This is a genomic window from Chelatococcus sambhunathii (assembly GCF_001418005.1).
Taxonomy (GTDB): domain Bacteria; phylum Pseudomonadota; class Alphaproteobacteria; order Rhizobiales; family Beijerinckiaceae; genus Chelatococcus_A; species Chelatococcus_A sambhunathii.
The window spans coordinates 71,286-95,019 of record NZ_LIOL01000009.1; the positions used below are offsets into that span (position 1 = coordinate 71,286).

Below are 23,734 nucleotides of genomic sequence, written 5' to 3' on the forward strand. Positions count from 1 at the left end.
AAAGGAGATCCGCCATGACGCAGCTCTATCGCACGGTGATCACGACGATCGGGCCCGATGTGGCGGATCTCGCCGAAGGGGGCGTCGTCATCCTCTTCGCCGAGGGGGCGCCGCCGGAGCTCGCGGAAGTCGCCGTGCTGCACCGGGCTGAGGGGGAGGCCGGCGCCGCCCCCGCTCCGGGCGACGTGCTGCGCATCGGCGGGCGGGACTTTGCCATCACCGCCATCGGCGAGACGGCGTGGAGGAAGGTGGCCGACATGGGCCATGTCGTCTTCAACTTTTCGGGCGTCGCGAGCCCCGACCGTCCGGGCGAGATCTGTCTCGAGGAGACGAAAGGGGCGGCCGTGCTGCCGCTGCTCGTTCCCGGGGCTGCCATCGAAATCCTGGCGAGGACGTGAACGATGGCGGGGCAGGCAACCGTGGAGCAGGTGATGGACGTCGAACGGACGGCGGTCGTGCGGCTGGAGGAAGGACTGCACGCGCGGCCCGCCGCGCGCGTGGTGCAGTTCGCCAAGGGCTTCTCGTCCGACATCGAGATCGTCAAGGGGGAGCGCTCGGCCAATGCCAAGAGCACGGTCAAGCTCATGCTGCTCGCCGTCAAGGAGGGCGACGAGATCGTCATTCGCGCCCGCGGCGACGATGCCGAGGCCGCCGTCGAAGGCCTCGCCGCCATCGTCGCCGGCGAGGCGGACGCGCTGACACGAGCGGCCGCGCAGGCGACCCCACAAGAACAGGTGCCTGCCGCGCCCCGTGAAGCTGCGGCGCCGGGAGAACTCGTTGGTGTCGCCGCGAGCGAGGGCGTGGCCATCGGCCGGGCCTTCGTCTATCTGCCGCGCGAGCCGCAGCCGGAGCGCGGCCGCATCGCGGCGCAGGAGGTGGAGGCCGAGACGCTGCGCTTCCGCCGCGCGGTGGAGGCCGTCTGCGCCATGCTCGAGTGCAAGGCCGGCAACGGCGATGCCGCCGCCGCGACCGCTGCCGACATCATGGCGGCGCTCAAGGATGTCGCGCAGGATCCCGAGTTCCTCACGGCCGTCGAGGTGCGCATCGGCGCGCAGGAGGATCCGGTCGCGGCGGTGCTCGCCGTCGGCGCGGACCTTGCCGAGCGCTTCACCCACATCGACGACGCCTATTTCCGCGCCCGCGCCGAGGACGTTCGCGGCGTCGCCCGTCAGGTCGCGAACGTGCTGCTCGGCCGCGACGAGATCGACCTTGCGGCGCTCGCCGAGCCGGCGATCCTCGTCGCGGGGCACCTGAGCGCGTTCGATCTCGCGCGCCTGCCGCTGCGTCTCCTCCGGGGGCTGGTCACGACGGAGGGTGGGCCGACTTCGCACATCGCCATTCTCGCCCGCTCCTTCGGCTTTCCTGCCGTGGTCGGCGTCAAGGCCGAGGAGGCGGCGCTGCGCTCGGCGAAGACGGTCGCCATCGATGGCGGCCGGGGCGTTGCCGTCGTCAATCCGGATACGGCCGTCGCGGCCGCCTATGCTGCGCGGCTCGAAAAGGCGGAAGCCGAGCGGCGTGCGCTCGCCGCCTTCACCCATGTCGCGCCGAAGACGCGCGACGGGCGCGCCATCGAGGTGGCGGCCAATCTCGGCTCGGAGGCGGAGATCGACGGCGCCCTCGGCTTCGGCGCCATGGGCGTCGGCCTCTTCCGCACCGAGTTCCTGTTCATGCACGGCAAGACCCTGCCGAGCGAGGACGAGCAGTTCCGCATCTATGCGCGCGTCGTGAAGGCCTTCCACCCGCATGCGGTCATCTTCCGCACGCTTGACATCGGCGGCGACAAGGCTCTGCCCGGCATCGCGCCCGAGCGGGAGGAAAACCCCTTCCTCGGCTGGCGCGGCATCCGCATGTGCCTAGACCGGCCGCATCTGCTGAAGCCGCAACTGCGTGCCATCCTGCGCGCCGCGGCCGTGGGTACGGCGCGCGTGATGTTCCCGATGGTGACGGATATCGCCGAGGTGACGGCGGCGCGGGCGCTCATCGATGCCTGCCGGCAGGAGCTCATGGACGAAGGCCGCGAGGCCGGCCCGCTCGAAGTCGGCATCATGGTCGAGACGCCGGCCGCCGCCCTCTGCGCCGCGACGCTCGCCCGCGAGGTCGACTTCTTCTCGATCGGCACCAATGACCTCACGCAATATACGATGGCGGCGGACCGCACCAACGCCCGACTCGCCCATCTCAACCGGGCCGACCATCCCGCCGTGCTCGCCATGATCGAGATGACCTGCCGGGCCGCGCGCGAGGCCGGCATCAAGGTCGGCGTCTGCGGCGAGGCCGCCGGCGAGCCGGACATGATCCCGCGGCTCCTCGGCTGGGGCGTGAGCGAGCTCTCCATGAGCCCCTCGCTCATCCCGCGCGCCAAGAAGATCGTCAGCGAAACGTGATCGGATCGGGCGCTGAGGCGCCCGGCTTCAAAGGGCTCTTCCCCTGACTGGAATGCCCGCCGGAAAGCTTCCGGCGGGTTCTTTTTTGTCGTTCCCCTCCCCCTTGCCGGGAGGGGCGGGGGGAACAAGTCGTGCGCGTTCGAGCAGTGTGTACGAGCAGTGTGTATTCGAGCCGGTGCAGTTGGCTCGGCTTGATCCTTCCCCTTGAGGGGAGGGTGGATCGCGCAGAAGGCGCGAGACGGGCGGGGTCAAGGCCAGGAACGGCGCTGGTCATGTTCGCCGCGTGGCCCCCTCCGTCGCCACTGCGTGGCGCCACCTCCCCCGCGGGGGAGGATCAACGCGCACACCAGCTCAAAGCCATCATGCTTTGATCGCGACCCCTTTCCCTTCACCCCCGCAGCGCCGCCTCGATCTTGTCGAGCACCTCGGCCTTGCCGATGCCGGTGAGGAAGGCGAGCGTGGTGATGACCGGCTTGTCGAGGTCTGGCGGCACCGGTGTCGTCGAGACGACGAGATCGACGTCGTCGATCAGGCCCGGCACCTCGGTTGCCTTGCACTGGCGGATGTCGACCGCGATGCCGCGCTCGCGCATCTCCTCCTCGATGGCATTGGCAACGACGGTCGACGTCGCGACGGCCGTGCCGCAGGCGACGAGGACGACTTTGGTCCTTGGCATTCTTCTTCCTCCCGTTCCTGTAAGGCGATGCTCGTCGCCGGGGGCGGCAAAGGCAAGGCGGACCTTTCCGCGCCCCCGCGTCAGGCTCCCAGCACTGCATAGATTTCGTCCGGTGACGTCGCGGCGGCGAGCGCCGCGAGCGCTCCTGGCCGCTGGATGAGCTCCGCGACCTCGCGCAGCATGTCGATCTGCGCGTCCTTGTTGTCGAGCGCCAGCATCATCACGACGCCGACGGGGATCTCCTCGTCCGGATCGTCCATGCTGCCGAAGCCAACGGGCCGCGCGAGGGTTGCAAGCGCAAGCGACGGCTTCACCACGTGCTCCGGGTCCGTATGTGGCACGGCGACGTTGAGGGCGCCGCCGAGCGGCAGGCCGGTTGGCATGCTTGCCTCGCGTGCGAGGACGGCGCCGACGAAGCTCGGCCGCACGCGGCCGAGGGCGGCAAGGCGCCCGGCGAGCAGGTCGATGACGTCACGGTTCGATGTAGCCTCGACCCCGAGGCAGATTGCCTCGGGGTCGAGATACCGGGAAATGCTGTCGTGCATGGGGCCTCGTCACTCCGCGGGCGTGGCGGCGGGGGCTTTCGCTGGTGCCGGCGCGGGGTCGTCGCTGCCAGCGAGCCGCTCCCAGGCGGCCGGCCGGCGGTGGAAGGCGATGAAGCAAAGGGCGATCACCGCAAGGAGGGCGAGGAGGCCGACGATGCCCAGCCCCGCCACTGCTTCGACCACCACATAGGACACCCACAGGAAGCCGTCGACGATGCTGGTGATCTGCGTCGTGCCCTCCGGCAGCGCGAAACCGGCGGCGACCGCGGCACTGGTGAAGAGCGGCGCGAGCCCCGTCGCCACGTAGAAGCCGACCGCGAGCGTGATGGTGCCGATGATCACCATGCGCAGCACGTTGCCGCCGACGACCGGCGCGGCCATGGCGACGAGGAAGGGAATGACCGCGAGATCGGCGAAGAGGATGACGCGGTTGCCGGGCAGGATGATCGACAGGACGATGGCGATCGGCACCAGGATGAGAGCGCTCGAGATGGCTGCCGGGTGGCCGATGAGGATGGCCGAATCGAGCCCGACGAGGATCTCCCGGTCGCCGGCGCGCTTCTGGACGAAAGTCCGCGCCGCCTCGGAGACGGGGATGAGCCCCTCCATCAGGATCTTCACCATGCGCGGCAGCAGGAACATGACCGCGGCGAGGTTCATGCCGGTCTGGAGCACCTTGCTGACCACCGTCGAGGCGTCGCCGGCGTCGTAATAGCCGATGGCGCCGAGCACGAGGCCGATGGCGAGGCCGAGGATGACGGGCTCGCCGAAGACGCCGAGCTTCTTCTGGATGACGTCGGTGTCGAGGTTGATCGCGTTGAGGCCGGGGATGCGGTCGATCACCCAGTTGACGGCGATGGCGATGGGCAGGATCTGCGCCGAGGCGAGATGCGGCACCGATACGCCGGGGATGCCGTAGAAGCGCTGCACGGCCTTGGCCGTCCAGTCGGCGAAGAGGAGGGCAAGCGCCGCCATCAGCGCCGCCGCGACGAGGCCGTAGAAGAGGCTGCCGGTGGCCGCGACGACGAGCGAGCCGATGAAGGCGAAGTGCCAGAAGTTCCACACGTCAACATTGAGCGTGCGCGTCATCCGCGTCATCAGCAGCAGCACGTTGACGGCGATGCCGATGGGGATCACCCACAGCCCGACCGAGGAGCCGAAGGCAATCGCCGCCGCGGACGGCCAGCCGACGTCCACCACGTCGCGCGTGATCCCGGTGTTCTTCACGATCGCCTGCGCCACGTCGCTGAGGCTCGTGAACATCAGGCCGATGACGAGGTTGATGCCGATGAAGGCGACGCCGATGGTCACGCCCGCGCGGAAGGCGCGGCCGGGCTTCGCGCCCAGCACGACGGCGATGATGAAGATGACGATGGGGAGCAGAACGGTCGCTCCCAGGGAATCGACGACGGTCTTGAGACCGCTCAGCAGCCCATCCATGACCTTTCCTCCGGCGGCGCCGTCGTTCCGCCGTCGCGGCGGGCGCCGTTGTTATGGCGTTGTCCTCGCGCGGGCGCCTGGGGCGGCCCGCGTCCTTGGTCCCATCCGGCAGCGGGCGGAGGCCTCGACAGCCCCTCTCGTGTATCCGGAGCCGGCTTCCCTGCAGCGCTTCGGCGGCCTCCGGTGATATTGAGCTGTCGGCGAAGAGCTGAACAATCGTGCGCAGAATGCACACAAGTTCATGATGTCAGTCTTTTTGCCTATCGTCAATTCGTGCGATCTGTGCACGATCGTGCAGAAAAGGGAGGAGCGATGAGCGAGGCGGGGCGGGGCGATCAGGACCTCATGGTGCGTGCGGCGTGGCTTTACTACGTCCACGGCAAGGGCCAGGAGGAGGTGGCGCGCGACCTCAAGATCTCGCGCTTCAAGGTCACGCGCATGCTCGCCCAGGCGCGCGAGGCCGGCATCGTCAAGATCTCGATCCAGCACGAGACGAGCGAGACGCTCGCCCTGGCCGACTGGCTCGCCGCCCGCTACGGCCTTGCCGAATGCATCCTGACGCCGCCCTTCGACGAGCAGACGGGAAGCCTCGACGACGAGACGGCGGACCGGCTGGCGCGGCGCGGCGTCGGCCTGGCCGGCGCCAACTACCTGACGCGGCGGCTCCTCGGCACGCCGCGGCTCACCATCGGCGTCGGCTGCGGCCGTACCATGACGGCCGTGGTCGATGCGTTCACCGCCTTCCCCAAGCAGAACGTGCGCTTCGTCTCCGTCATCGGCTCGCTGACACGCGACGTGTCGCTCAACAATTTCGAGGTCGTGCGCCTCGCCGAGGCCTGCAGCGGCGAGGGCTTTTTCCTGCCCGCACCCCTCGTCGTCGACGAGGCGGGCGATGTTGATGCCGTGCTGCGCCAGCGCCCGGTGCAGGCGTCGCTCGCTTTGGCACGCGAGGCCGATTTTCACCTGATGAGCTTCGGCGACTGCTCGCCCGAGGCCTTCCTTTTCCGCCACGGGCTGCTCTCGCCGGGCGACCTCGCCGAACTGCGCGCCGCCGGGGCCGTCTGCGAGCTCGCCGGCAAGTTCTTCGACCGCGAGGGCCGGCTGGTGGAGTGCGGCGTGAACGCCCGCACCATCGGCATCGCGCTGGAGGATCTGCGGCGTACCGAGGTCGTGATGCTCGCGGCTGGACGCTCCAAGGCCGATGCGTTGCAGGCCGTGCTGAAGACGGGCGTCGTCAACCGCCTCATCATCGACGGCGAGCTCGCCGGCCGGCTCGTCGCCGCGATGCCGCTGCGGGAGAGGCGTTAGGAAACGACGGCGCCATCAGTTCCCCATCCACGCCGGGCGCTTGTGTTTGGAAACGCGAAAACGGGGCGCCCGCTCGCGATCCACGCGGGCGCCAGTATATTGCAGTAATTCTTGTAATATATTTGGATTTGGTTTTGCGGCAATGTATAATGGCGGTTTCTTTTGAAAATTCGATTGTTTCTATATTTATTGCAGTAAGAGGTGGGATATGTCGCTCCCGGTCAGTTATCGGAATGGGCATCTAGAGAGATACGTTCAGCCGCTTCCGAAGAATCCGGCGAGTATTCTGTTCGATCGCAATGCGCCGCCTTCGGCTTCCGCCGCGCGGGATGCTGCGCGCACCCTTGGCAGTTCCGATGCAAGGCTCAAGCCGAGATCGCAGGTCTCGGTGGAGAACGGCTACGAACATCCGAAAACCTGGGGGGCTGGTGAGCTTATCGAGGATTACTTCGCCAAGGTGTGGAAATACAGTCCCGTCATGATGTTCCTGAATATTCTCGAGGGCAAGGGGCTGCTTGATCCTCGCAGCAAGATCGGGAAGGTGAACCAGCTTTTCGACAGGGATTTCGATGATGTGAAGCGTCGGACGGTCGAGGCCGTGATGACGCTGTACCGGGATTCGCTGCAGCAGCTGCCGGATGGCGATCCCGTCAAGAACGCCTTCGCCGGAAAGGCGGATATCGGAGAGAGGCGTCTTCAACTCGCGGCCACCTACCGCAAGGTGGTTGGCGGGCCCTGGGACGGGCAGGTTTCGGGGCTCGAGTTCTATGTAAAGCCCAGACACAATCCGGCCCCCGGGCTGAAGGTCGGCGGCGAGATCGATGCGATCGAAGAGGCGGAGCGACAGCATGCCTACAAGCGATATACGTTCAGCTTCTCGACCGGGGCGCTGCGCCGGTTGAGCCGGGACGGCATGAACGGCCCGGATGCCGCGGACAGCATCATGGTCGGCCATCCGGCTCGGGAAAGCCTGAAATTCCTGTCGATCAGCGGTGACCTTGCCCAGCCCGGGAAGATCCCGGAAAAGGTCTTCGAACTGAAAGACATCGATTCGGCGCTGGCGAATATTCTGAATGCTTATGTGGAGACGTTCCGCGAGCCGCTTCGCGAGGCGAGCCCGGCGGAGATCATCGTTGGCGTTCTCGGCGGTATGGTCAACAATCTCGCTCCCTTCATCGGCGCGGTGGAAGCGCTCACGGAGGGCGACCTCAAGGGCTTCGCCACCGAGCTGGGCATCGACCTCGCCATGATGGCGACGCCCGGAGGGCGGCAACTCGCCTCCCTCCTGAAGCGTGGCTGGAAGCTGGACGATGTGGCGCGCACCCTTGCAAGAGGGGCGAAGGAGCATCTGCCGCCTCTCGTCGCAGACGTGATTGCGCCGATGTCCGCCCAGGATGTCGCCTACCGCAGCGGCGGCACGGGTTTCGGGCGCATTGCACAGTTCGGCTACAATCGCTCGCAGGATCTGAAGGCCTATTTGAACGGGCCCGCCGAACTGCAGGCAACGCGGGCGGCGAATTATGCAGACCGGGTCGAGCATCTCGTGCGTTATCTGAACGATCGTCCCTCCAGCCCGCCCCTATCCCGCGACGGCAATGGGAACCTGATGCCTGTCCAGCTCTTCGGCCATGCCTACAATCGGGCAGCCGCGGTGGATGCTGACGAAGGGGTGGCGCCGCAGCCGATGCCGGATCGCCGGGAGAGTCCGCACGCGCCTGGCCCCGAGCGCGCTCGCTGGTCATCGCCGGGGCGGGTTTCGTCCTGGCAGCCGCACCAGCGCTCCGGCCGCTGGGAGAGGCTTCCATCCGCCGCTGGGAAGGCGCATTGAGCCATTCATGCAGCTGCGGCGCGGACGGATCCGCTGGCCGGGCGCTCAAAGCGCCTTCAGCTTTCCGCAGCGGAGCGCGCAGCAGGTGACGGCGCCGGTGCACTGCCCCTTACTGTCCGGCGCCAGACCATGCGGGCCTCGAGCGCCACGGCTGCGGGTCGCCGTGTTGCCTCCTCCGGCGTCAGCCTTAGCCATGCGAAGGCTTCGCGAGCGATGTCGGACACCGGCTGGGCGAAGGTCGTCAGGCTGTAGGAGGACCAGCCCGCCTGCTCGATGTCGTCGAAGCCGGTGACGCACAGGTCCTCCGGCACGGCGAGTCCGAATTCGTGCCGCGCCGTGTCGAGGAAACCGCAGGCGATGAGGTCTGTCGCGCAGAAAACGGCGTCGGGCCTTTCAGGAGCAGTGAGGAGGCGTCGCGCCAGTTCGCGTCCGCTATCGTAGATGCTCGGGCCGAAACGCTCCACGGTGACCGTCAGGCCGATGGTGCCGGCCGCCGCGAGGAAGCCGCGCTCGCGCGCCATCAGGCTCGGGGTGCCCGCCTCGGAATTGGCGAAGGCGAGGCGCCGGCAGCCGGCGCGCAGGAAGGCGATGAGCGCGCGCCGCGCCGCCTCGTCATCCTGGAGGTTGATGCGCAGTGGCCCTTCCTGATCGTCATCGCGGTTGATCAGCACGATGCGCTGGCCGTTCTCGAGGCACAGGCGCGTGATCGACTTGTCGGGCAGGCCCGACAAGATGATCGAGGCATCGGCGCGATAGTGCAGGGCCTGCCTCAGGGCGGCGCCGACGCTCGCATCCGAGCGGTCGGTGTTGATGACCATGGCCACCTTGCCGGCATCCTGCGCCGCCTGGGTCATGGCCTTCACAAGGCTTGCCCGGTAGGGCGTGCCCAGTTCCGAGCCGACAAGGCAGACGATGCCGCTCTCCTTGAGCGATAGCCCTCGGGCGAGATGGTTGACGTGGTAACCGAGCTCATTGGCCGCGTCCAGGACGCGGCGGCGCGTATCCTCGGAGACGCTCGCCCCGGGTGTGAAAGCGCGCGACACGGCGGAGCGCGACACGCCGGCACGTTCGGCCACCTCACGGGCACTGACGAACTTTCGGGGCGATGGCATGGCAGTCCTGCGGCCGTCGTCAGGGAACGCCTTTCGTATGCACCGCCGTGCAACAGCGTGCAACCATGTCGCAGGGAAATTTGTCGGCGGGTTTGCAGCCTTGTTTCTTGACAGCGGGCATGGCTGCATGGAACCCTTGCACACGGTTGCAAATAGAGATGCCGCGATAACAGCGGCGCGCAAGGGGGAGGAAGACATGCGTTCCGGTTTCGTCGCCGTCGCGGCTGTGGCCGCTGCCGTCCAGTTCACGCCTGCAGCGGCGCTCGCCCAAGGCTCGCTCAATCTCATCTGCTCGGCCGACGTCGTCATCTGCGAGCTGCTCGAGAACCGCTTCGAGAAGGAGACGGGCATCGACGTCAACATGGTGCGCATGTCCTCCGGCGAGGCCTATGCCAAGGTCCGCGCCGAGGCACGCAACCCGAAGACGGACGTCTGGTGGGCCGGTACGGGCGACCCGCACCTTCAGGCCGCGTCCGAGGGGTTGACGCTCGAATACAAGTCGCCGCGCCTTGCCGAACTGCAGACCTGGGCCGTCAGGCAGGCCGAGAGCGCCGACTACCGTACTGTCGGCGTCTATGCCGGTGCGCTGGGCTGGGGCTACAACGCCGACATTCTGGCGAAGAAGGGCCTGAAGGAGCCCCAGTGCTGGGCCGACCTCCTCGATCCCGGCTTCAAGGGCGAGATCCAGGTGGCCAATCCCAACTCCTCCGGCACGGCCTACACGGCGCTCGCCACGCTCGTGCAGATCATGGGCGAGGACAAGGCCTTCGATTACCTCAAGAAGCTCAACGCCAACGTCTCGCAATACACCAAGTCCGGCTCGGCGCCGGTGAAGGCCGCGGCGCGCGGCGAGACGACGGTCGGCATCGTCTTCATGCATGATGCCGTGGCGCAGGCGGTCGAGGGCTTCCCCGTGAAGGTGGTCGCCCCCTGCGAGGGCACGGGTTACGAGATCGGCTCCATGTCGATCGTCAAGGGCGCGCGCAACCTCGACAATGCCAAGAAGTGGTACGACTGGGTGCTGTCGCCGGAGGTGCAGTCGCAGATGAAGGAGGCCAAGTCCTTCCAACTGCCGTCCAACAAGAAGGCCGAGGTGCCGCCCGAAGCGCCGAAGTTCGAGGATGTCCGGCTGATCGACTACGACTTCAAGACCTACGGCGATCCGGAGAAGCGCAAGGCCCTGCTGCAGCGCTGGGACCGCGAGATTGGCACGCTGGCCAACTGAAGGCGAGGCACGCCTGCCGTGCCAGTTGCGGAGGAAAGGGAAGACTCCCTCTCCCCGTTGACGGGGAGAGGGCCGGGGATGAGGGGCCGGGGTTGACCCAAGCCTGAACCCTCGTATCTGCGGAAACAGTTCCCCTTACCCTCACCCTTTCCCCGCAGGCGGGGAGAGGGGAGGCCTTGCTCCTGCCTGCGATGGCCGGTGCATGCCCCGACGGAACCTCTCCAGTACGGAACCTCTCATGGAGCATCGCAACCGCAGACTGGACATGGCGCTCGGCCTCGGCCTTGCCGGGTTCGTGCTCTTGCCCTGGTACAGGATCGACGAGGGGTTCTACGCCTTTCGCTGGCCGGCGCAGTTCCCCTTCGGCGCTGAGGAGGCGCCGGCCCTGGTGCAGATGGCGGCGCAGGGCCGCTGGTGGCTCGCCGTCGTCGCCGCGCTGCTCCTTGCCGCGGCCGCGGTCCGCTTCGCCGCTCCGGCCGTGTCGCGCGGACGCCTGCTCGTCGCTCTCGGCGCGGCCGGCATGGGCTTCCTCGTCCTGCAGGGCTTCGCAATCACCTTCGGCGGCTGGAGCTGGAACATCGGCGAGGCGCTGTTCGGGCCGCTCGCCATCGGCCAACCGGCCATGGGCGCCGGTGCGGTCCTCGCGGGGCTCGCCTTCCTGTTCCTGTTCTCGGCGGGGCTCGCCGAGCAGGGCGTGATGAAGGGCGATTTCTTCGTCATCGCCGCCATCGCTCTTCTCGTCGCCCTTGTCGCCGTTTTCGTATTCTATCCGGTGCTGAGCATGTTCGTCGGCTCGGTGCAGGACTTCGACGGTTCCTTCGAGCCCTCGGGCTTCGTGCGCAACATGCAGGACCCGGCGATCTGGAGTCTCGATTGTGTCATTGGGGGAGGGCGTTGCGGTGTCGCCTGGCGCACGCTGTGGCTGGCGCTGATGACGGCCACCGGCTCGACCGTTCTCGGCCTCGCCTTCGCACTCGTCGCCACACGCACGCGCTTTCCCTTCAAGAAGGGCCTGCGACTGCTGACGGTGTTGCCGATCATCACGCCGCCCTTCGTCATCGGCCTCGCGCTCATCCTGCTCTTCGGCCGCGCCGGCGTGGTGACGACCTTCCTCTCCGACCTTTTCGGCGTCGAGCCGGGGCGCTGGCTCTACGGGCTCACCGGCATCTGGATCGCCCAGATGCTCTCCTTCACGCCGATCTCGTTCCTTGTTCTCATCGGCGTCGTCGAAGGCGTCAGCCCCTCCATGGAGGAGGCGTCGCAGACCCTGCGCGCCGACCGCTGGCGCACCTTCTGGCGCGTTTCGCTGCCGCTCATGAAGCCGGGCCTCGCCAATGCCTTCCTCATCGGCTTCATCGAGAGCATGGCCGATTTCGGCAATCCGCTGGTGCTCGGCGGCAGCCACGGCGTGCTGTCCACCGAGATCTTCTTCGCTGTCGTCGGCGCGCAGACCGATCCATCCCGGGCGGCCGTGCTCGCCATCATCCTGCTCTGCTTCACGCTGTCGGCCTTTCTCGCACAGCGGCTGTGGCTCACGGGCAGGAACTTCGCGACCGTCACGGGCAAGGGCGACGGCGGCGTGCATCCGGCGCTGCCGCGGCCGCTCGCCATCGGCGTCAACGCGCTCGTCATTCCCTGGACGGCATTCACCCTCGTCGTCTACGGCATGATTCTCGTCGGCGGCTTCGTGAACACCTGGGGCCTCGACAATTCGCTGACCTTCGCCCATTTCGAGCGCGCCTTCTCCTTCGCCTTCCGCGACGGCTCCATCGCATGGACGGGCGTCGCCTGGGATTCGTTCTGGACGACGATGATGATCGCGCTCGTTGCGGCGCCCCTGACGGCCGCGGTCGGCCTCATGACGGCCTATCTCATCGTCCGCCAGCGCTTCGTCGGCCGCAACGTCTTCGAATTCGCGCTCATGATGAGCTTCGCCATCCCCGGCACGGTCATCGGCATCAGCTACATCATGGCCTTCAACCTGCCGCCGCTGGAGATGACGGGCACGGCGCTCATCCTCATCGCCTGCTTCGTCTTCCGTAACATGCCGGTGGGCGTGCGCGGCGGCGTCGCGGCCATGACGCAGATCGACGCAAGCCTCGACGAGGCCTCGCTCACGCTGCGCGCCTCGAGCTGGCGCACCATCCGCCACGTGGTGTTGCCGCTGTTGCGGCCGGCGATCGTCGCGGCGCTCGTCTATTCCTTCGTACGGGCGATCACCTCCATCAGCGCCGTCGTCTTCCTCGTCAGCGCCAAATACAATATGGCCACCGCCTATATCGTAGGCCTCGTCGAGAATGGGGAATACGGCGTCGCCATCGCCTATTCCTCCATGCTGATCGTGGTCATGCTCGTCGTCATCGCCGGCTTCCAGCTCGCCGTCGGCGAGCGGCGCCTGCGACGCGAGACGCGCATCGCCGCCCCGGCTGTGGCCCGGCCGATGTCCGCCGAGACAATCAAGGAGAAAATCGCATGAACGGGTTGAAGACCGGCTCGGTCGTCTTCGAGCACGTTCGCAAGACCTTCGGCTCCTTCACCGCGATCCACGACCTGTCGCTGACGATCGAGCCGGGTACGCTCGTCACGCTGCTCGGCCCCTCGGGCTGCGGCAAGACGACGACATTGCGCATGCTCGCCGGGCTCGAGCACCCGACCGACGGACGCATCCTTATCGGCGGCAAGGACGTGACCATGCTGCCGGCGAATGAACGCGACGTGTCCATGGTCTTCCAGTCCTATGCGCTCTTCCCGCATATGACGGTCCTCGAGAACGTCGCCTACGGACTCGAATCCTCGGGTCTTCGGAAGGCGGAGGCGCGCGAAAAGGCCGAGGCAGGGCTCGCCCTCGTCGGCCTCGCCGGCTTCGGTGCTCGTCTGCCGGCCGAGCTCTCCGGCGGGCAGCAGCAGCGCGTCGCGGTGGCACGCGCTCTCGTGCTGGAGCCGCAGGTGCTGCTGCTCGACGAGCCCTTGTCGAACCTCGATGCGCGCCTGCGCCGGCGCGTGCGCACCGAGATCCGCGAGTTGCAGCAGCGCCTCGGCTTCACGGCAGTCTATGTGACGCACGACCAGGAGGAGGCGCTCGCCGTCTCCGACCGCATCGTCGTCATGGTCGAGGGCCGCATCGCGCAGGAGGGGCCGCCGCGGGCGCTCTACGAATCGCCCGCCTCCTCCTTCATCGCCGACTTCATGGGCGAGGCGAACGTCGTGCCTTGCGAGGTCGTCGGCGTTCAGGGAGCCGAGGCGGTGGTGCGGCTCGGCTCCCTCGAGCATCGCGTGCCAGGCCGCGCGGCCCAGCCGGGACCGGCCAAGCTCGCCATCCGGCCCAATGCCATCCGGCTCGCCCCGGCAGATGACGGCGGGCTCAAGGGCCTCGTGCGCCATGCGGCCTATCTCGGCGACCACGTCGAATATGAGGTGGAGACGGAAGTCGGAACGCTCTATGTCGTCGATCCTGACGTGGAGCGGAGCCTTGCCGCGACGACGCCGGTCGCGATCGGGCTTCACAACCGTGGGGTCGCCATCATCACCGCGTGAAGGTGCTACGCGCCCTTCACGAGACAACGAGGACATGCATGACAGTCGATGCCGCAGACGTCGAGGCGCGCCTGGCGCTCGCCCGCACGCTCGCCCGCGATGCGGGGGCCGTGGCACTAGCCTATTTCAATGCGCGCGAGACCCTGGTCGTCGAGGCCAAGGCCAACCCGCAGGATGTCGTTTCCATCGCTGACCGGCGGGTCGAGGAGATGCTGCGCGCTCGCATCGCCGAGGCTCATCCCGGTGACGGCGTGCTCGGGGAGGAATACGGCCTCACCGAGGGCACGTCCGGCTTCACCTGGGTGCTCGACCCCATCGACGGCACCAGCCCCTTCGTCAACGGCATGCCCAGCTGGTGCGTGTCGATCGCCGTGCTCGCCGGCGAAGAACCGGTGGTCGGCGTCATCTACGCACCCTGCGTGGACGAGCTTTACGCGGCCGGCAAGGGGCAGGGCGCGACGCTCAACGAGGCGCCCATGCACGTGTCGTCCGGGCGTTCCCTGCGTGATGGCGTCGTGGGCCTCGGCGCCAACCACCACGTCGCGCCGGCCGAATTCGCCGGCATCGTGGAGCGCCTGCTCGGCATGGGCGGCAACTTCATCCGCAACGGCTCGGGCGCGCTCATGCTGGCTTATGTCGCGGCGGGACGTCTCGTCGGCTATTACGAGCCCTACATGCACGCCTGGGATTGCCTTGCCGGCTATTGCCTCGTCGCCGAGGCGGGCGGGGCGCTGCTGCCGTTCCCGGCGGTCGGCGAGGGGCTGACGCGCGGTGCGCCCGTGATGGCGGCCGCGCCCGGTGCCGTCGCCGATCTCAGCCGGATCGCCGGCTTGCCCCGCGCGGCCTGAAGGCGTCAGTACCGCGCGATATGCGTCAGGGCCCGCGTGATTGGCTCGGCCCCCACACTTTGCTCGCCCCGGAAGGGGTAGTCGAGTATGACGAGTAGGGCGATGAGCAGGGCGATCGCCGCCGCATAGCCGGCCTTGGGCACCACGAGGTTCCAGTCGAAGCGGAAAAGGAGCGCTTCGGCGGCCAGCAGCACGATGAGGCTGCCGAGGACATGCCAGAAGATGGCCGGCAACCCTGTCGTGGCGGCATTGAGGCGCAGGGCCCGGATGTCCACGAGTTCGTCCGCCGCGTCATCGACCGCCTCGCGTGTGGTGGCCTCGATGTCCATCCGCTGGTGCACGGCATGAATGCTCTCGATGAGAGTGTTGAAGAGTGTCTGCGTCGCCGCGCTTTCCTGTCCTTTCTTGAGCGCCGGCCATTCCTGCGCGACGACGGACTGGCCATAGGCAGCAAGCGCATCGCGAAGCGGCGCCGCGTCCGGGCCGAGCCGGCGCAGCGCACGGTCGAGTTGCGTGATCTCGGTGGCTTCCCGCAATACGAGTGTCTCGGCCTCGCGGTAGCGGTTGATCGCTTGCAGCAGCGTGAAGGCTGTGAAGATGGCGATGACCGGCCCGATGAGCTTGAAGGCGTCGAGCGCGAAACCCGCCCTGGCCGTCGCTTGCTCCTGCCTCAGGAGGCGCGTGCCGATCAGCGGCAGCAGAACCGATGCGGTGACGGCCGCGCTGACGAAAATAACGACGAGGATGTTGTTGGAGAACCGATAGATCACGTCGGTGAAAGGCATTGCGGGCGCTCCGGCCGTCTTCGCTCGCGACACTCTGGGCCAATCGCCGCCATGGCACCATATGCCGCTGCGGCTGCTCAGTTGACGGGCAGGGCGCCCAGCTTCTCGCGCAGATCGCTGAAGATCTCGCGGATGCGCCGCCGGGTGATGGTCGAGGCTTCCGCTGCCCGGTCAAGTTGGTAGCTGCGGGCCTGCTGCCCGGCCCGGTAATGGGCCTCGTCGAAGCGCGCCTCGATCAGGTCGAGCAGCCGCGAAGGGTCGCCGCCCTGGGCTCTCAGGGCATGGGCGAGGGCCTCGACCGTCTCCAGCAGGGCTGCGGTGACGAAGCCCTCGGCCATGACGGCTGGCGGGATGGGTGGTTCGCGCAAGAGCTGCACTCCTTCCTACGTCGAACGCCGGCGCTGTTCGCCCGGAGCCGGGTCATCCGTCGCGACTGGAGGATTCCGGCGCCCGTTTGCCGCTGCGCGGAGGCGAGCCGTACGAAAGGTGGTGTGACCGCCGAAAATCCTAGGGGCCGACGGTCGAGCGTCAGGCCGGGGCCGTGCCGACCATTCCGTCCTGTTCATGACCGGCAGGCGCTCGCCCGGGCCTTGAGCGGTCGCTCTTGTCCGCGCGCGCCGGCACGTGTCCCTCGTCGCCGTCTGGCGACAGGAGGTGATTGATCGATGTGCGCTTCTCGTCTCATGGTGCGATCCCCCCTGATCGCGGTCGTCTCACCGCCCCAGCATTCCGCTTGGGAAGTGGCGGTTGATCATCACGCCTAGCAGGTGAACCTTGCCTGAAGGCGTCGGCCGTCCGCCTGCTTCGTCGGGCACGAAGCGCGAAGCCGATGCTGCAGACGGCGCGATGCGGCCGGCGGCATTGCCGCCGGCCGCATCGCTGTCGTCCTGTCTCGCAGATCAGGCGACGAGGAGGCTGCTCTCGAGCGTTGCCTTATCGATGCCGAAGATGGCGATCTGCGTGCCGTTGTGATCGAAATAGACCCCGCCGTCCGTGTCGGCGAAGAAGGAGGCAGCTTCGGCCACACTCGTGAAGCCGAATCCTTGCAGGCTCACATAGTCGATCTCGCCGCCCACGTTGAAGTCCATGATCCGGCTGAGACCCTCGTCCGGCCGAAAGACGAAGGTATCGTGCCCGGCTTGGCCGAACAGCCAATCGTCGCCCGCTCCGCCGGCGAGCATGTCGTCTCCCGTGCCACCGATCAGTGTGTCATCGCCTTCGCCGCCCTCGAGCGTGTCGTTGCCAGCACCTCCGTAGAGCTCGTCGTTGCCGCCCCCGCCGGCGAGGACGTCATCGCCTTCATGGCCGTCCATCACGTCGTTGCCGGCCTCGCCTAGCAGGGTGTCGTTGCCCGCCTGGCCGAAGACAAGGTCATCGCCATCGCCGGCTGCGATGTAGTCGTTGCCGTCGCCGCCGAGGAGGGAATCCCTGCCGGCTCCGCCGATGAGGCTGTCGTCGCCATCTCCGCCGTCGAGCCAGTCGTCGCCGATGCCGCCGTCGAGCGTGTCGTTGCCGGCGCCGCCATGGATGGTGTCGTTGCCGGCTTCGCCGTAGACCGCATCGTCGTCCTCCTCGGAGGAGATGACGTCGTTGCCCCCGCCGCCATAGATGATCTCATTACCGATGCTGCCGAAGATGGTGTCGTTGCTGTCGTGGCCGAGGATGGTGTCGTTGCCGGCCCCACCGCTCATGTAGTCCTCATCGGGCGTGCCGACGAGGATGTCGTCGTCGGGGGTGCCGATGACGGGATTGGCAAGGCCGAAGTCCCCCGATCCGAAGGCGTCGAGGGTGGTGTTCCTGACTGTCAGGCTCTGCCCCGCACCGAAGGTGAAGACGACGTCGTTGCCCACCTGCTGGGCCGTGGCCATGATGTCGGCGAAGGTGGTGAGGCCGGTTGCCGAGAGATCGATGACGTCGCGGTTGCCGGCCACGCGCGAGAAATCGGTGATGGTGTCGGCGCCGTCGAGATAGACGAAACGGTCGTTGCCCGTCCCGCCGGTGAGGGTGTCGTTGCCCTGGCCTCCGGAGAGCGTGTCGTTGCCCTGGTCGCCGGAAAGGCTGTCGTCGCCATCGCCGCCGTCGAGGCTGTCGTTGAAGTCGCCGCCGTTGAGCGTGTCGTTGCCGGCCCCGCCCCAGAGCGTATCGTGACCACCGCCACCGTCGATGCTGTCATTGCCGTCGCCGCCGTCGATGGTGTCATCGCCAGTGCCGCCGGTCATGGAGTCGTCTCCGGCGCTTCCCGTACCCGGGCCGGCGACATTGACGAGCAGCATCTCTGGCGTGAACTGGGCTTTCGTGAAGTTCTTCACGAGCACCGACGTATTCGCATTGATGGTGAAGAGTACGTCGCCGTTCTGCTCGGTGGCGATCGCCATCAACGCATCGAAGGTGGAGTATCCCCAGTAACGCAGGTCGAGATAATCCTCGGCCGTGAAATCCTCGACGACGACGTGGCCGCCGCGGTTGAGGAACACATCCCGCCCGGCGCCCCCCACGAGCGTGTCGGTGCCGTGATGGCCTACGAGCACGTCATCGCCGCTGCCGCCGTTCAGTGTCTCGTCGCCAGCCGTGCCTTGCAGGAAAGTTGCGTCGGGACGCCCTTCCGATGAGAACCCGAAAACTTCGGGAGCAATATGTTCGAAGTATTTATGATAGAAGCTAAATCCACCGCCGATATATACGCTGGTCGATGTCCATCCTGTTGGGTCCCAATAGTTAACCGAAAGCGCCTTGAGATGATTATAGCTCAGAACGGGGGCATGAATATCAACCCGGTCATAATTCCCTTCTTCATAGGAAATATCCCGGATATCCATCGACCCGGCGAGCGGATTGAAGACAAAGGTATCGTTCCCGGCGCCGCCGGTCAGCTGGTTGAATCCTTCGCCGCCGTCGAGCGTATCGTCGCCGCTGCCGCCATCGAGCGTGTCGTCACCCTCTCCGCCGAGCAGCAGATCATTGCCGTCTCCACCATTGAGCGTGTCGTTGCCGCCGTGGCCGCGCAGAGTGTCGTCGCCTCCGGTGCCGACGAGGAGATTGCCATCCTCGTCACCATCGAGTTCGATACCAGGGACCAAGGCCTGCAAAAGGAAGAGATCGTCGGGCTGCGAGACGGCATCTGCGTTGCCGGACCCCGCTGGAACACCGCCACCTCCTGGATCGTGCTGTTGCTCGGCCTGTTCTACGGCGCCCTCGAGGAAATCATCCCCATCCATGGCCATGTCAGTTCTCCCGTAAAGTTTGAAATAGATCGACCGTAAGACGAATAGGATTGCTTGATGATCGGCCCCGTTAGCCTGCGATGGCTGCGGGCTGTCCGTTGTCGTGGTAGCCCGGATCGCTGGTTCTGAATTTATGCGGCGGGGATTGACAAGGGAATCGGACGCGCGCGCGTCTTGCATGCATATCGTGCCAATTTCTTATATTTGTTAAATTATATTAATATTATCATTATCCGTTGCGAGTACGTAGTGGGGATTGAATCAGAAAATATAGATCGAATACGATGAGCCTTCGAACTGGCCATGGCCAATAGGGAGATCGCGAGGGGCCGCCCCCGCCGAGGCGTCCGGGGGCGAGGGCTGGAAATGACGCAAGCCAACGTCCACGCCTGCAGCCTTTCCATGTCCAGCGCCCGTGACAGCGACCCTCTCGCGACGTCCGTTGCCCTGCCGACATGACTTGGTCCGTTGCCTTGCGTCGCAGCCGGCCATAGATTGGAAATATTCCAATCTTAGGGGCGGTCATCGATGCTTTCCAGGGTTTTCGGCTTCGGGCGCCGCTCCTTCGATTCGCTTTCCGAACAGGAAATCCTGGCGCTCGCCATCTCCTCGGAGGAGGACGACGGGCGCATCTATCTTGCCTATGCGGACGGTCTGCGTGAGGCCTTTCCCCAGTCGGCCAGGGTTTTCGAGGAGATGGCGCGGGAAGAGGACCGGCACCGGCAGGCGCTCATCGATCTCTACCGGGCCCGGTTCGGCGATCACATCCCGCTGCTGCGCCGCGAGCATGTGAGGGGCTATTACGAGCGCAAGCCGGACTGGCTGGTGCGCCCCCTCGGCATCGACAAGGTGCGCCAGCAGGCGGAGGAGATGGAGGCGCAGGCCCATCGCTTCTATGTGGAGGCGGCCAAGCGCGCCGGAGACGCCTCGACCCGCAAGCTGCTGGGTGATCTGGCGGCGGCGGAGCAGGTTCACGAAAGCCTCGCCAGGCGGCTCGGCCTCACCCACGCGCCCGAAAGCGTGCAGGAGGAGGAGCGGCAGAGCGAGCGCCGCCAGTTCATCCTGACCTTTGTCCAGCCGGGCCTTGCCGGGCTGATGGATGGCTCCGTCTCGACGCTGGCGCCGATCTTCGCCGCCGCCTTCGCCACTCAGGACACCTGGCAGACCTTCCTCGTCGGCCTGTCGGCCTCTGTCGGCGCCGGCATCTCCATGGGCTTCACCGAGGCGGCTCACGACGACGGCAAGCTCTCGGGTCGCGGCTCACCCGTCAAGCGCGGGCTCGCGTCAGGCATCATGACCGCCATCGGCGGGCTCGGCCATGCCTTGCCCTATCTCATTCCATCGTTCTGGACGGCGACGATGATCGCCGTGGCCGTGGTCTTCGTCGAGCTGTGGGCCATCGCCTTCATTCAGAACCGCTACATGGAGACCCCATTCCTGCGCGCGGCCTTCCAGGTCGTGCTCGGCGGCAGCCTCGTCTTCGCCGCTGGCGTCCTGATCGGCAACGCCTGAAGTCTGGCCCGAAGGACGTTTCCGAAGCGAAGGGGCGGCATCATGCTAGCTGGTGCTGCCGGCGAGGATTGAACTCGCGACCTCTCCCTTACCAAGGGAGTGCTCTACCACTGAGCTACGGCAGCAGGGCCCCGAGGGGGCCAAAGCGCGCGGACACTGCCACAAGGGGGGCGTCGGCGCAAGCGCCGTCGGCGCGGCATTTTCGTCCGGGCCGACAGCCTGTGGATGGTCGCTCGCGGCCGGTCTCAGGCGGCCGCTGCGCGGTCGACGAAGGGCAGCTTCAGCGCCTTCCACACGGCGACGAGCGAATCGGTGAGATGCTCGATCATGGCCGCGTCGTGGAAGGGCGTGGGCGTGATGCGCAGGCGCTCGGTGCCGCGGGCCACGGTCGGATAGTTGATGGGCTGCACATAGATGCTGTGCTCGGCGAGCAGCATGTCGCTCGCCTGCTTGGCGCGCTCAGGGTCGCCAACCATCACCGGCACGATATGCGTCGGGCCGGGCTTGACCGGGAGGCCGGCAGCCACGAGCGCGCCCTTGGTCAGGGCGACCTGCCGGCGGTGGCGCTGGCGCTCCTCGCCGCTCTCCATCAGGTGCCGCACCGAGGCGGTCGCTGCCGCGGCCACGGCCGGCGGCAGGGCCGTCGTGAAGATGAAGCCGTGGGCGTGCGAGCGCACCGCGTCGATGATGTTGCGCCGCGCCGCGATATAGCCGCCGACGCAGCCGAAGCCCTTGGCGAGCGTGGCCTCGATCACGTCGAGGCGGTGGAGGGCGTCCACCTCCTCGGCATAGCCCGCGCCGCGCGCGCCGTAGAGGCCTGCCGCATGTACCTCGTCGATATAGGTCATGGCGCCGTAGCGCTCGGCGAGATCGCAGATGGCGTGGATCGGGGAGACGTCCCCGTCCATCGAATAGACGCTCTCGAAGACGATGAGCTTGGGCCGGGTCTTGCCCGCCTGGCGCAGCAGGTCCTCGAGATGCTCGAGGTCGTTGTGGCGGAAGATGACCTTCTCGGCGCCGGAGCGACGCACGCCCTCGATCATGGAATTGTGGTTCTGCGCATCCGAGAGGATGAGACAGTCCGGCAGCAGCTTGGCGATGGTGGCGATGCCGGTCTCGTTGGAGACATAGCCCGAGGTGAAGACGAGCGCCGCATCCTTGCGGTGCAGTTCGGCGAGGGCGCGCTCGAGGCCGACGATCGGGGCGCTGTTGCCGGCGATGTTGCGCGTGCCGCCGGCGCCGGCGCCCATGCGCTGCGCCGTCGTGACCATGGCGTCGATCACCTGCGGATGGCGACCCATGCCGAGATAGTCGTTGGTGCACCACACCACGACGTCCCGCGGCCCCTCGTCGCTGTGCCAGACGGCCCGCGGAAACCGCTCCGCGTCGCGCTCGATGGTGATGAAGACGCGATAGCGGCGCTCCTTGTGCAGAAGGCCGAGCGCTTCGTCGAAATAGCTGTCGTAATCCATGATCGCATCCGTCTGCCGCCGTGGCGGCAGACCAAGTTTGGAACTGGTCCAGTGAACAACCGGAACCGCGCCGGGGCAAGCGGTTCTCGTCGCATGTTCGTTTATATTGCTCTCGTTCCATAGTGCGTCCGGCTGCACAATGGGCCGCATCGCCGCAGTGCGGCGGCGCACCGCAGGTTTGGGACGGTCCCTGCAACGTCGCCTGCAGGCAGGAGGGGAAGCCGGCGCTTGTCCTCGAGGCCGATGCCCGCTATCGATCAGCTTCGAGGAACCCGGGTCTTCGACGAACATGTCGCACGCACCGCCTCCCGACAGGAAGGAGCGCCTGGCCGCAGCGCTGCGGGAGAATCTGAAGCGGCGCAAGCGGCAGATGCGCGAGCGCGCGGCGGAACCGCGCGGCGAGGCGGCGCACGGCACCAGGGAAGCCGCGCCGGGCGCCGGCCCCGACCCGAAGGACTGATCGCCGGCGTCTCCGCTACTGGCTCCGGTCAATCAAGGAACGACACATGGATCGCATTCGCATCGTTGGCGGCCACAAGCTCGATGGCGTCATTCCCATTTCCGGCGCCAAGAACGCGGCCCTGCCGCTGATGATCGCAAGTCTCCTGACCGACGAGACGCTCGAGCTGCACAACGTGCCGCGCCTTGCGGACGTGTCGCTGCTGTTGCGCATCCTGTCCAACCATGGCGTTGATCACGGCATTGCCGGCAAGCGCCCGGGCCAGACGAGCGAGACCGGCCAGTCCATACGCTTGCGTGCCCGCGATATCATCGACACCTGCGCACCCTACGAACTCGTCTCGAAGATGAGAGCGAGCTTCTGGGTCATCGCGCCGCTTCTGGCCCGCATGGGCGAGGCCCGCGTGTCCCTGCCCGGCGGCTGCGCCATCGGCACCAGGCCGGTCGATCTCCTGCTCATGGCGCTGGAGAAGCTGGGCGCCGAGGTCGAGATCGACGGCGGCTATGCGGTCACGCGGGCGCCGAAGGGACTCCGGGGGGCCGAGTTCGCCTTTCCGAAGGTGACGGTCGGCGGCACCCATGTCGCCCTCATGGCCGCCAGCCTCGCCCGCGGCACCAGCGTCATCGACAATGCCGCGCGCGAGCCGGAGGTGGTCGACCTTGCCGATTGCCTCGTCAAGATGGGCGCGCGTATCAGCGGCGCCGGCACCTCGCGCATCATCGTCGAGGGGGTGGCGCGCCTCGGCGGCGCCGAGCACAACGTCCTGCCGGACCGAATCGAGACCGGCACCTATGCCATGGCCGTCGCCATAACGGGTGGCGACGTGCTGCTTGAGGGTGCGCGGCCGGAGCTGCTGCAGGCGGCCCTCGACGTGCTGTCAGGCGCTGGGATCGACATCTCGTCCACCAACGCGGGTGTGCGCGTGCGTCGCAACGGGGTCGGCATCGAGGCGGTGAATGTCACGACGGAGCCGTTCCCTGGCTTTCCGACGGACCTGCAGGCCCAGCTCATGGCGCTGATGACGCGCGGCAAGGGCACGAGCCGCATCCGCGAGACGATCTTCGAGAATCGCTTCATGCACGTGCAGGAACTGGCCCGCCTCGGCGCCCGAATTCGCCTCGACGGCGACACTGCTTATGTTGACGGCGTCGCGCGACTGAAGGGTGCCCCTGTGATGGCGACGGACCTGCGCGCCTCGGTTTCGCTCGTCATCGCGGCGCTCGCTGCGGAAGGCGAGACGATGGTGAACCGCGTCTATCACCTGGATCGCGGCTTCGAGGCGCTGGAGAAAAAGCTCGGCCGGTGCGGGGCTGAGATCGAGCGCCTCTCGGGTTGAAAGGCGAAGACCCGGCACGGGGCCGGGTCTCCTCGGGTACCGTCAGGC

General features: G+C 67.0%; 19 protein-coding genes and 1 tRNA gene. 11 read left to right on the forward strand and 9 right to left on the reverse strand.

What is annotated here, in order from left to right:
- The first annotated feature begins 14 nt into the window (after nucleotides 1-14).
- Nucleotides 15-398 (forward strand): PTS glucitol/sorbitol transporter subunit IIA, encoded by a 384-nt coding sequence (locus ASC46_RS16125; RefSeq protein WP_055460331.1) that lies wholly within the window; start codon nucleotides 15-17, stop codon nucleotides 396-398.
- Between the two features lie 3 nt (nucleotides 399-401).
- Nucleotides 402-2,384, forward strand: a complete 1,983-nt coding sequence (ptsP, locus tag ASC46_RS16130) for a phosphoenolpyruvate--protein phosphotransferase (protein WP_245280591.1) — start codon at nucleotides 402-404, stop codon at nucleotides 2,382-2,384.
- A gap of 388 nt (nucleotides 2,385-2,772) precedes the next feature.
- Here ptsP and ASC46_RS16135 read toward each other — a convergent pair whose 3' ends face one another.
- The 3 genes from ASC46_RS16135 to ASC46_RS16145 all read right to left on the reverse strand — a co-directional run bounded on the left by ASC46_RS16135 (nucleotide 2,773) and on the right by ASC46_RS16145 (nucleotide 5,045).
- Entirely contained in the window at nucleotides 2,773-3,060 is a 288-nt protein-coding gene (locus ASC46_RS16135) for a PTS sugar transporter subunit IIB (protein ID WP_019401410.1), read from the reverse strand.
- A gap of 80 nt (nucleotides 3,061-3,140) precedes the next feature.
- A complete protein-coding gene (locus tag ASC46_RS16140) occupies nucleotides 3,141-3,605 on the reverse strand; it encodes a PTS sugar transporter subunit IIA (RefSeq protein WP_055460332.1) in 465 nt (154 codons plus the stop codon).
- Nucleotides 3,606-3,614: 9 nt separating this feature from the next.
- Entirely contained in the window at nucleotides 3,615-5,045 is a 1,431-nt protein-coding gene (locus tag ASC46_RS16145; RefSeq protein WP_055460333.1) for a PTS galactitol transporter subunit IIC, read from the reverse strand.
- A 312-nt stretch (nucleotides 5,046-5,357) separates the two neighbouring features.
- Between ASC46_RS16145 and ASC46_RS16150 the strand changes: the two genes are divergently transcribed.
- Both ASC46_RS16150 and ASC46_RS16155 read left to right on the forward strand, forming a co-directional pair.
- Complete coding sequence (locus ASC46_RS16150) at nucleotides 5,358-6,353, forward strand: sugar-binding transcriptional regulator (protein ID WP_072249527.1); 996 nt, start codon at nucleotides 5,358-5,360, stop codon at nucleotides 6,351-6,353.
- Between the two features lie 208 nt (nucleotides 6,354-6,561).
- Nucleotides 6,562-8,181: a hypothetical protein gene (locus ASC46_RS16155; RefSeq protein WP_141659702.1), complete on the forward strand. Its 1,620-nt coding sequence runs from the start codon at nucleotides 6,562-6,564 to the stop codon at nucleotides 8,179-8,181.
- Nucleotides 8,182-8,237: 56 nt separating this feature from the next.
- On the opposite strand, the gene ASC46_RS16160 is transcribed toward ASC46_RS16155, so the two are convergent.
- Nucleotides 8,238-9,293: a LacI family DNA-binding transcriptional regulator gene (locus ASC46_RS16160; protein WP_055460335.1), complete on the reverse strand. Its 1,056-nt coding sequence runs from the start codon at nucleotides 9,291-9,293 to the stop codon at nucleotides 8,238-8,240.
- Between the two features lie 196 nt (nucleotides 9,294-9,489).
- Between ASC46_RS16160 and ASC46_RS16165 the strand changes: the two genes are divergently transcribed.
- From ASC46_RS16165 to ASC46_RS16180, 4 genes are all read left to right on the forward strand, one after another.
- The gene (locus tag ASC46_RS16165; protein WP_055460336.1) at nucleotides 9,490-10,518 is read left to right on the forward strand and encodes an ABC transporter substrate-binding protein; all 1,029 of its coding nucleotides are present in this window, start codon (nucleotides 9,490-9,492) and stop codon (nucleotides 10,516-10,518) included.
- A gap of 238 nt (nucleotides 10,519-10,756) precedes the next feature.
- Entirely contained in the window at nucleotides 10,757-12,994 is a 2,238-nt protein-coding gene (locus ASC46_RS16170) for an ABC transporter permease (protein ID WP_055460337.1), read from the forward strand.
- The gene (locus ASC46_RS16175; RefSeq protein WP_055460338.1) at nucleotides 12,991-14,052 is read left to right on the forward strand and encodes an ABC transporter ATP-binding protein; all 1,062 of its coding nucleotides are present in this window, start codon (nucleotides 12,991-12,993) and stop codon (nucleotides 14,050-14,052) included. The genes ASC46_RS16170 and ASC46_RS16175 overlap by 4 nt, the downstream gene beginning before the upstream one ends.
- A gap of 38 nt (nucleotides 14,053-14,090) precedes the next feature.
- On the forward strand, nucleotides 14,091-14,900 hold the full coding sequence (locus ASC46_RS16180; protein ID WP_055460339.1) for an inositol monophosphatase family protein: 810 nt from the start codon (nucleotides 14,091-14,093) through the stop codon (nucleotides 14,898-14,900).
- 5 nt (nucleotides 14,901-14,905) lie between these two features.
- Here ASC46_RS16180 and ASC46_RS16185 read toward each other — a convergent pair whose 3' ends face one another.
- From ASC46_RS16185 to ASC46_RS16195, 3 genes are all read right to left on the reverse strand, one after another.
- Complete coding sequence (locus ASC46_RS16185; protein WP_055460340.1) at nucleotides 14,906-15,685, reverse strand: bestrophin-like domain; 780 nt, start codon at nucleotides 15,683-15,685, stop codon at nucleotides 14,906-14,908.
- A 77-nt stretch (nucleotides 15,686-15,762) separates the two neighbouring features.
- Nucleotides 15,763-16,053, reverse strand: coding sequence for a hypothetical protein (locus ASC46_RS16190; RefSeq protein ID WP_141659703.1), 291 nt, complete (start codon nucleotides 16,051-16,053; stop codon nucleotides 15,763-15,765).
- Between the two features lie 531 nt (nucleotides 16,054-16,584).
- Nucleotides 16,585-19,086, reverse strand: coding sequence for a calcium-binding protein (locus tag ASC46_RS16195; RefSeq protein ID WP_082464872.1), 2,502 nt, complete (start codon nucleotides 19,084-19,086; stop codon nucleotides 16,585-16,587).
- Nucleotides 19,087-19,434: 348 nt separating this feature from the next.
- On the opposite strand from ASC46_RS16195, the gene mbfA reads away from it, so the two are divergent.
- Nucleotides 19,435-20,418 (forward strand): iron exporter MbfA, encoded by a 984-nt coding sequence (gene mbfA, locus ASC46_RS16205; protein ID WP_055460344.1) that lies wholly within the window; start codon nucleotides 19,435-19,437, stop codon nucleotides 20,416-20,418.
- A 50-nt stretch (nucleotides 20,419-20,468) separates the two neighbouring features.
- Here the strand turns inward: mbfA and ASC46_RS16210 are convergent.
- Together ASC46_RS16210 and hemA are read right to left on the reverse strand one after the other, a co-directional pair.
- Nucleotides 20,469-20,543, reverse strand: a tRNA-Thr gene (locus tag ASC46_RS16210).
- Nucleotides 20,544-20,663: 120 nt separating this feature from the next.
- The gene (gene hemA / locus ASC46_RS16215) at nucleotides 20,664-21,890 is read right to left on the reverse strand and encodes a 5-aminolevulinate synthase (protein WP_055460345.1); all 1,227 of its coding nucleotides are present in this window, start codon (nucleotides 21,888-21,890) and stop codon (nucleotides 20,664-20,666) included.
- 289 nt (nucleotides 21,891-22,179) lie between these two features.
- On the opposite strand from hemA, the gene ASC46_RS21325 reads away from it, so the two are divergent.
- Together ASC46_RS21325 and murA are read left to right on the forward strand one after the other, a co-directional pair.
- Nucleotides 22,180-22,350, forward strand: a complete 171-nt coding sequence (locus ASC46_RS21325) for a hypothetical protein (RefSeq protein WP_157672347.1) — start codon at nucleotides 22,180-22,182, stop codon at nucleotides 22,348-22,350.
- 46 nt (nucleotides 22,351-22,396) lie between these two features.
- Entirely contained in the window at nucleotides 22,397-23,686 is a 1,290-nt protein-coding gene (murA, locus tag ASC46_RS16220) for a UDP-N-acetylglucosamine 1-carboxyvinyltransferase (RefSeq protein WP_055460346.1), read from the forward strand.
- The last annotated feature ends 48 nt before the right edge of the window (nucleotides 23,687-23,734 follow it).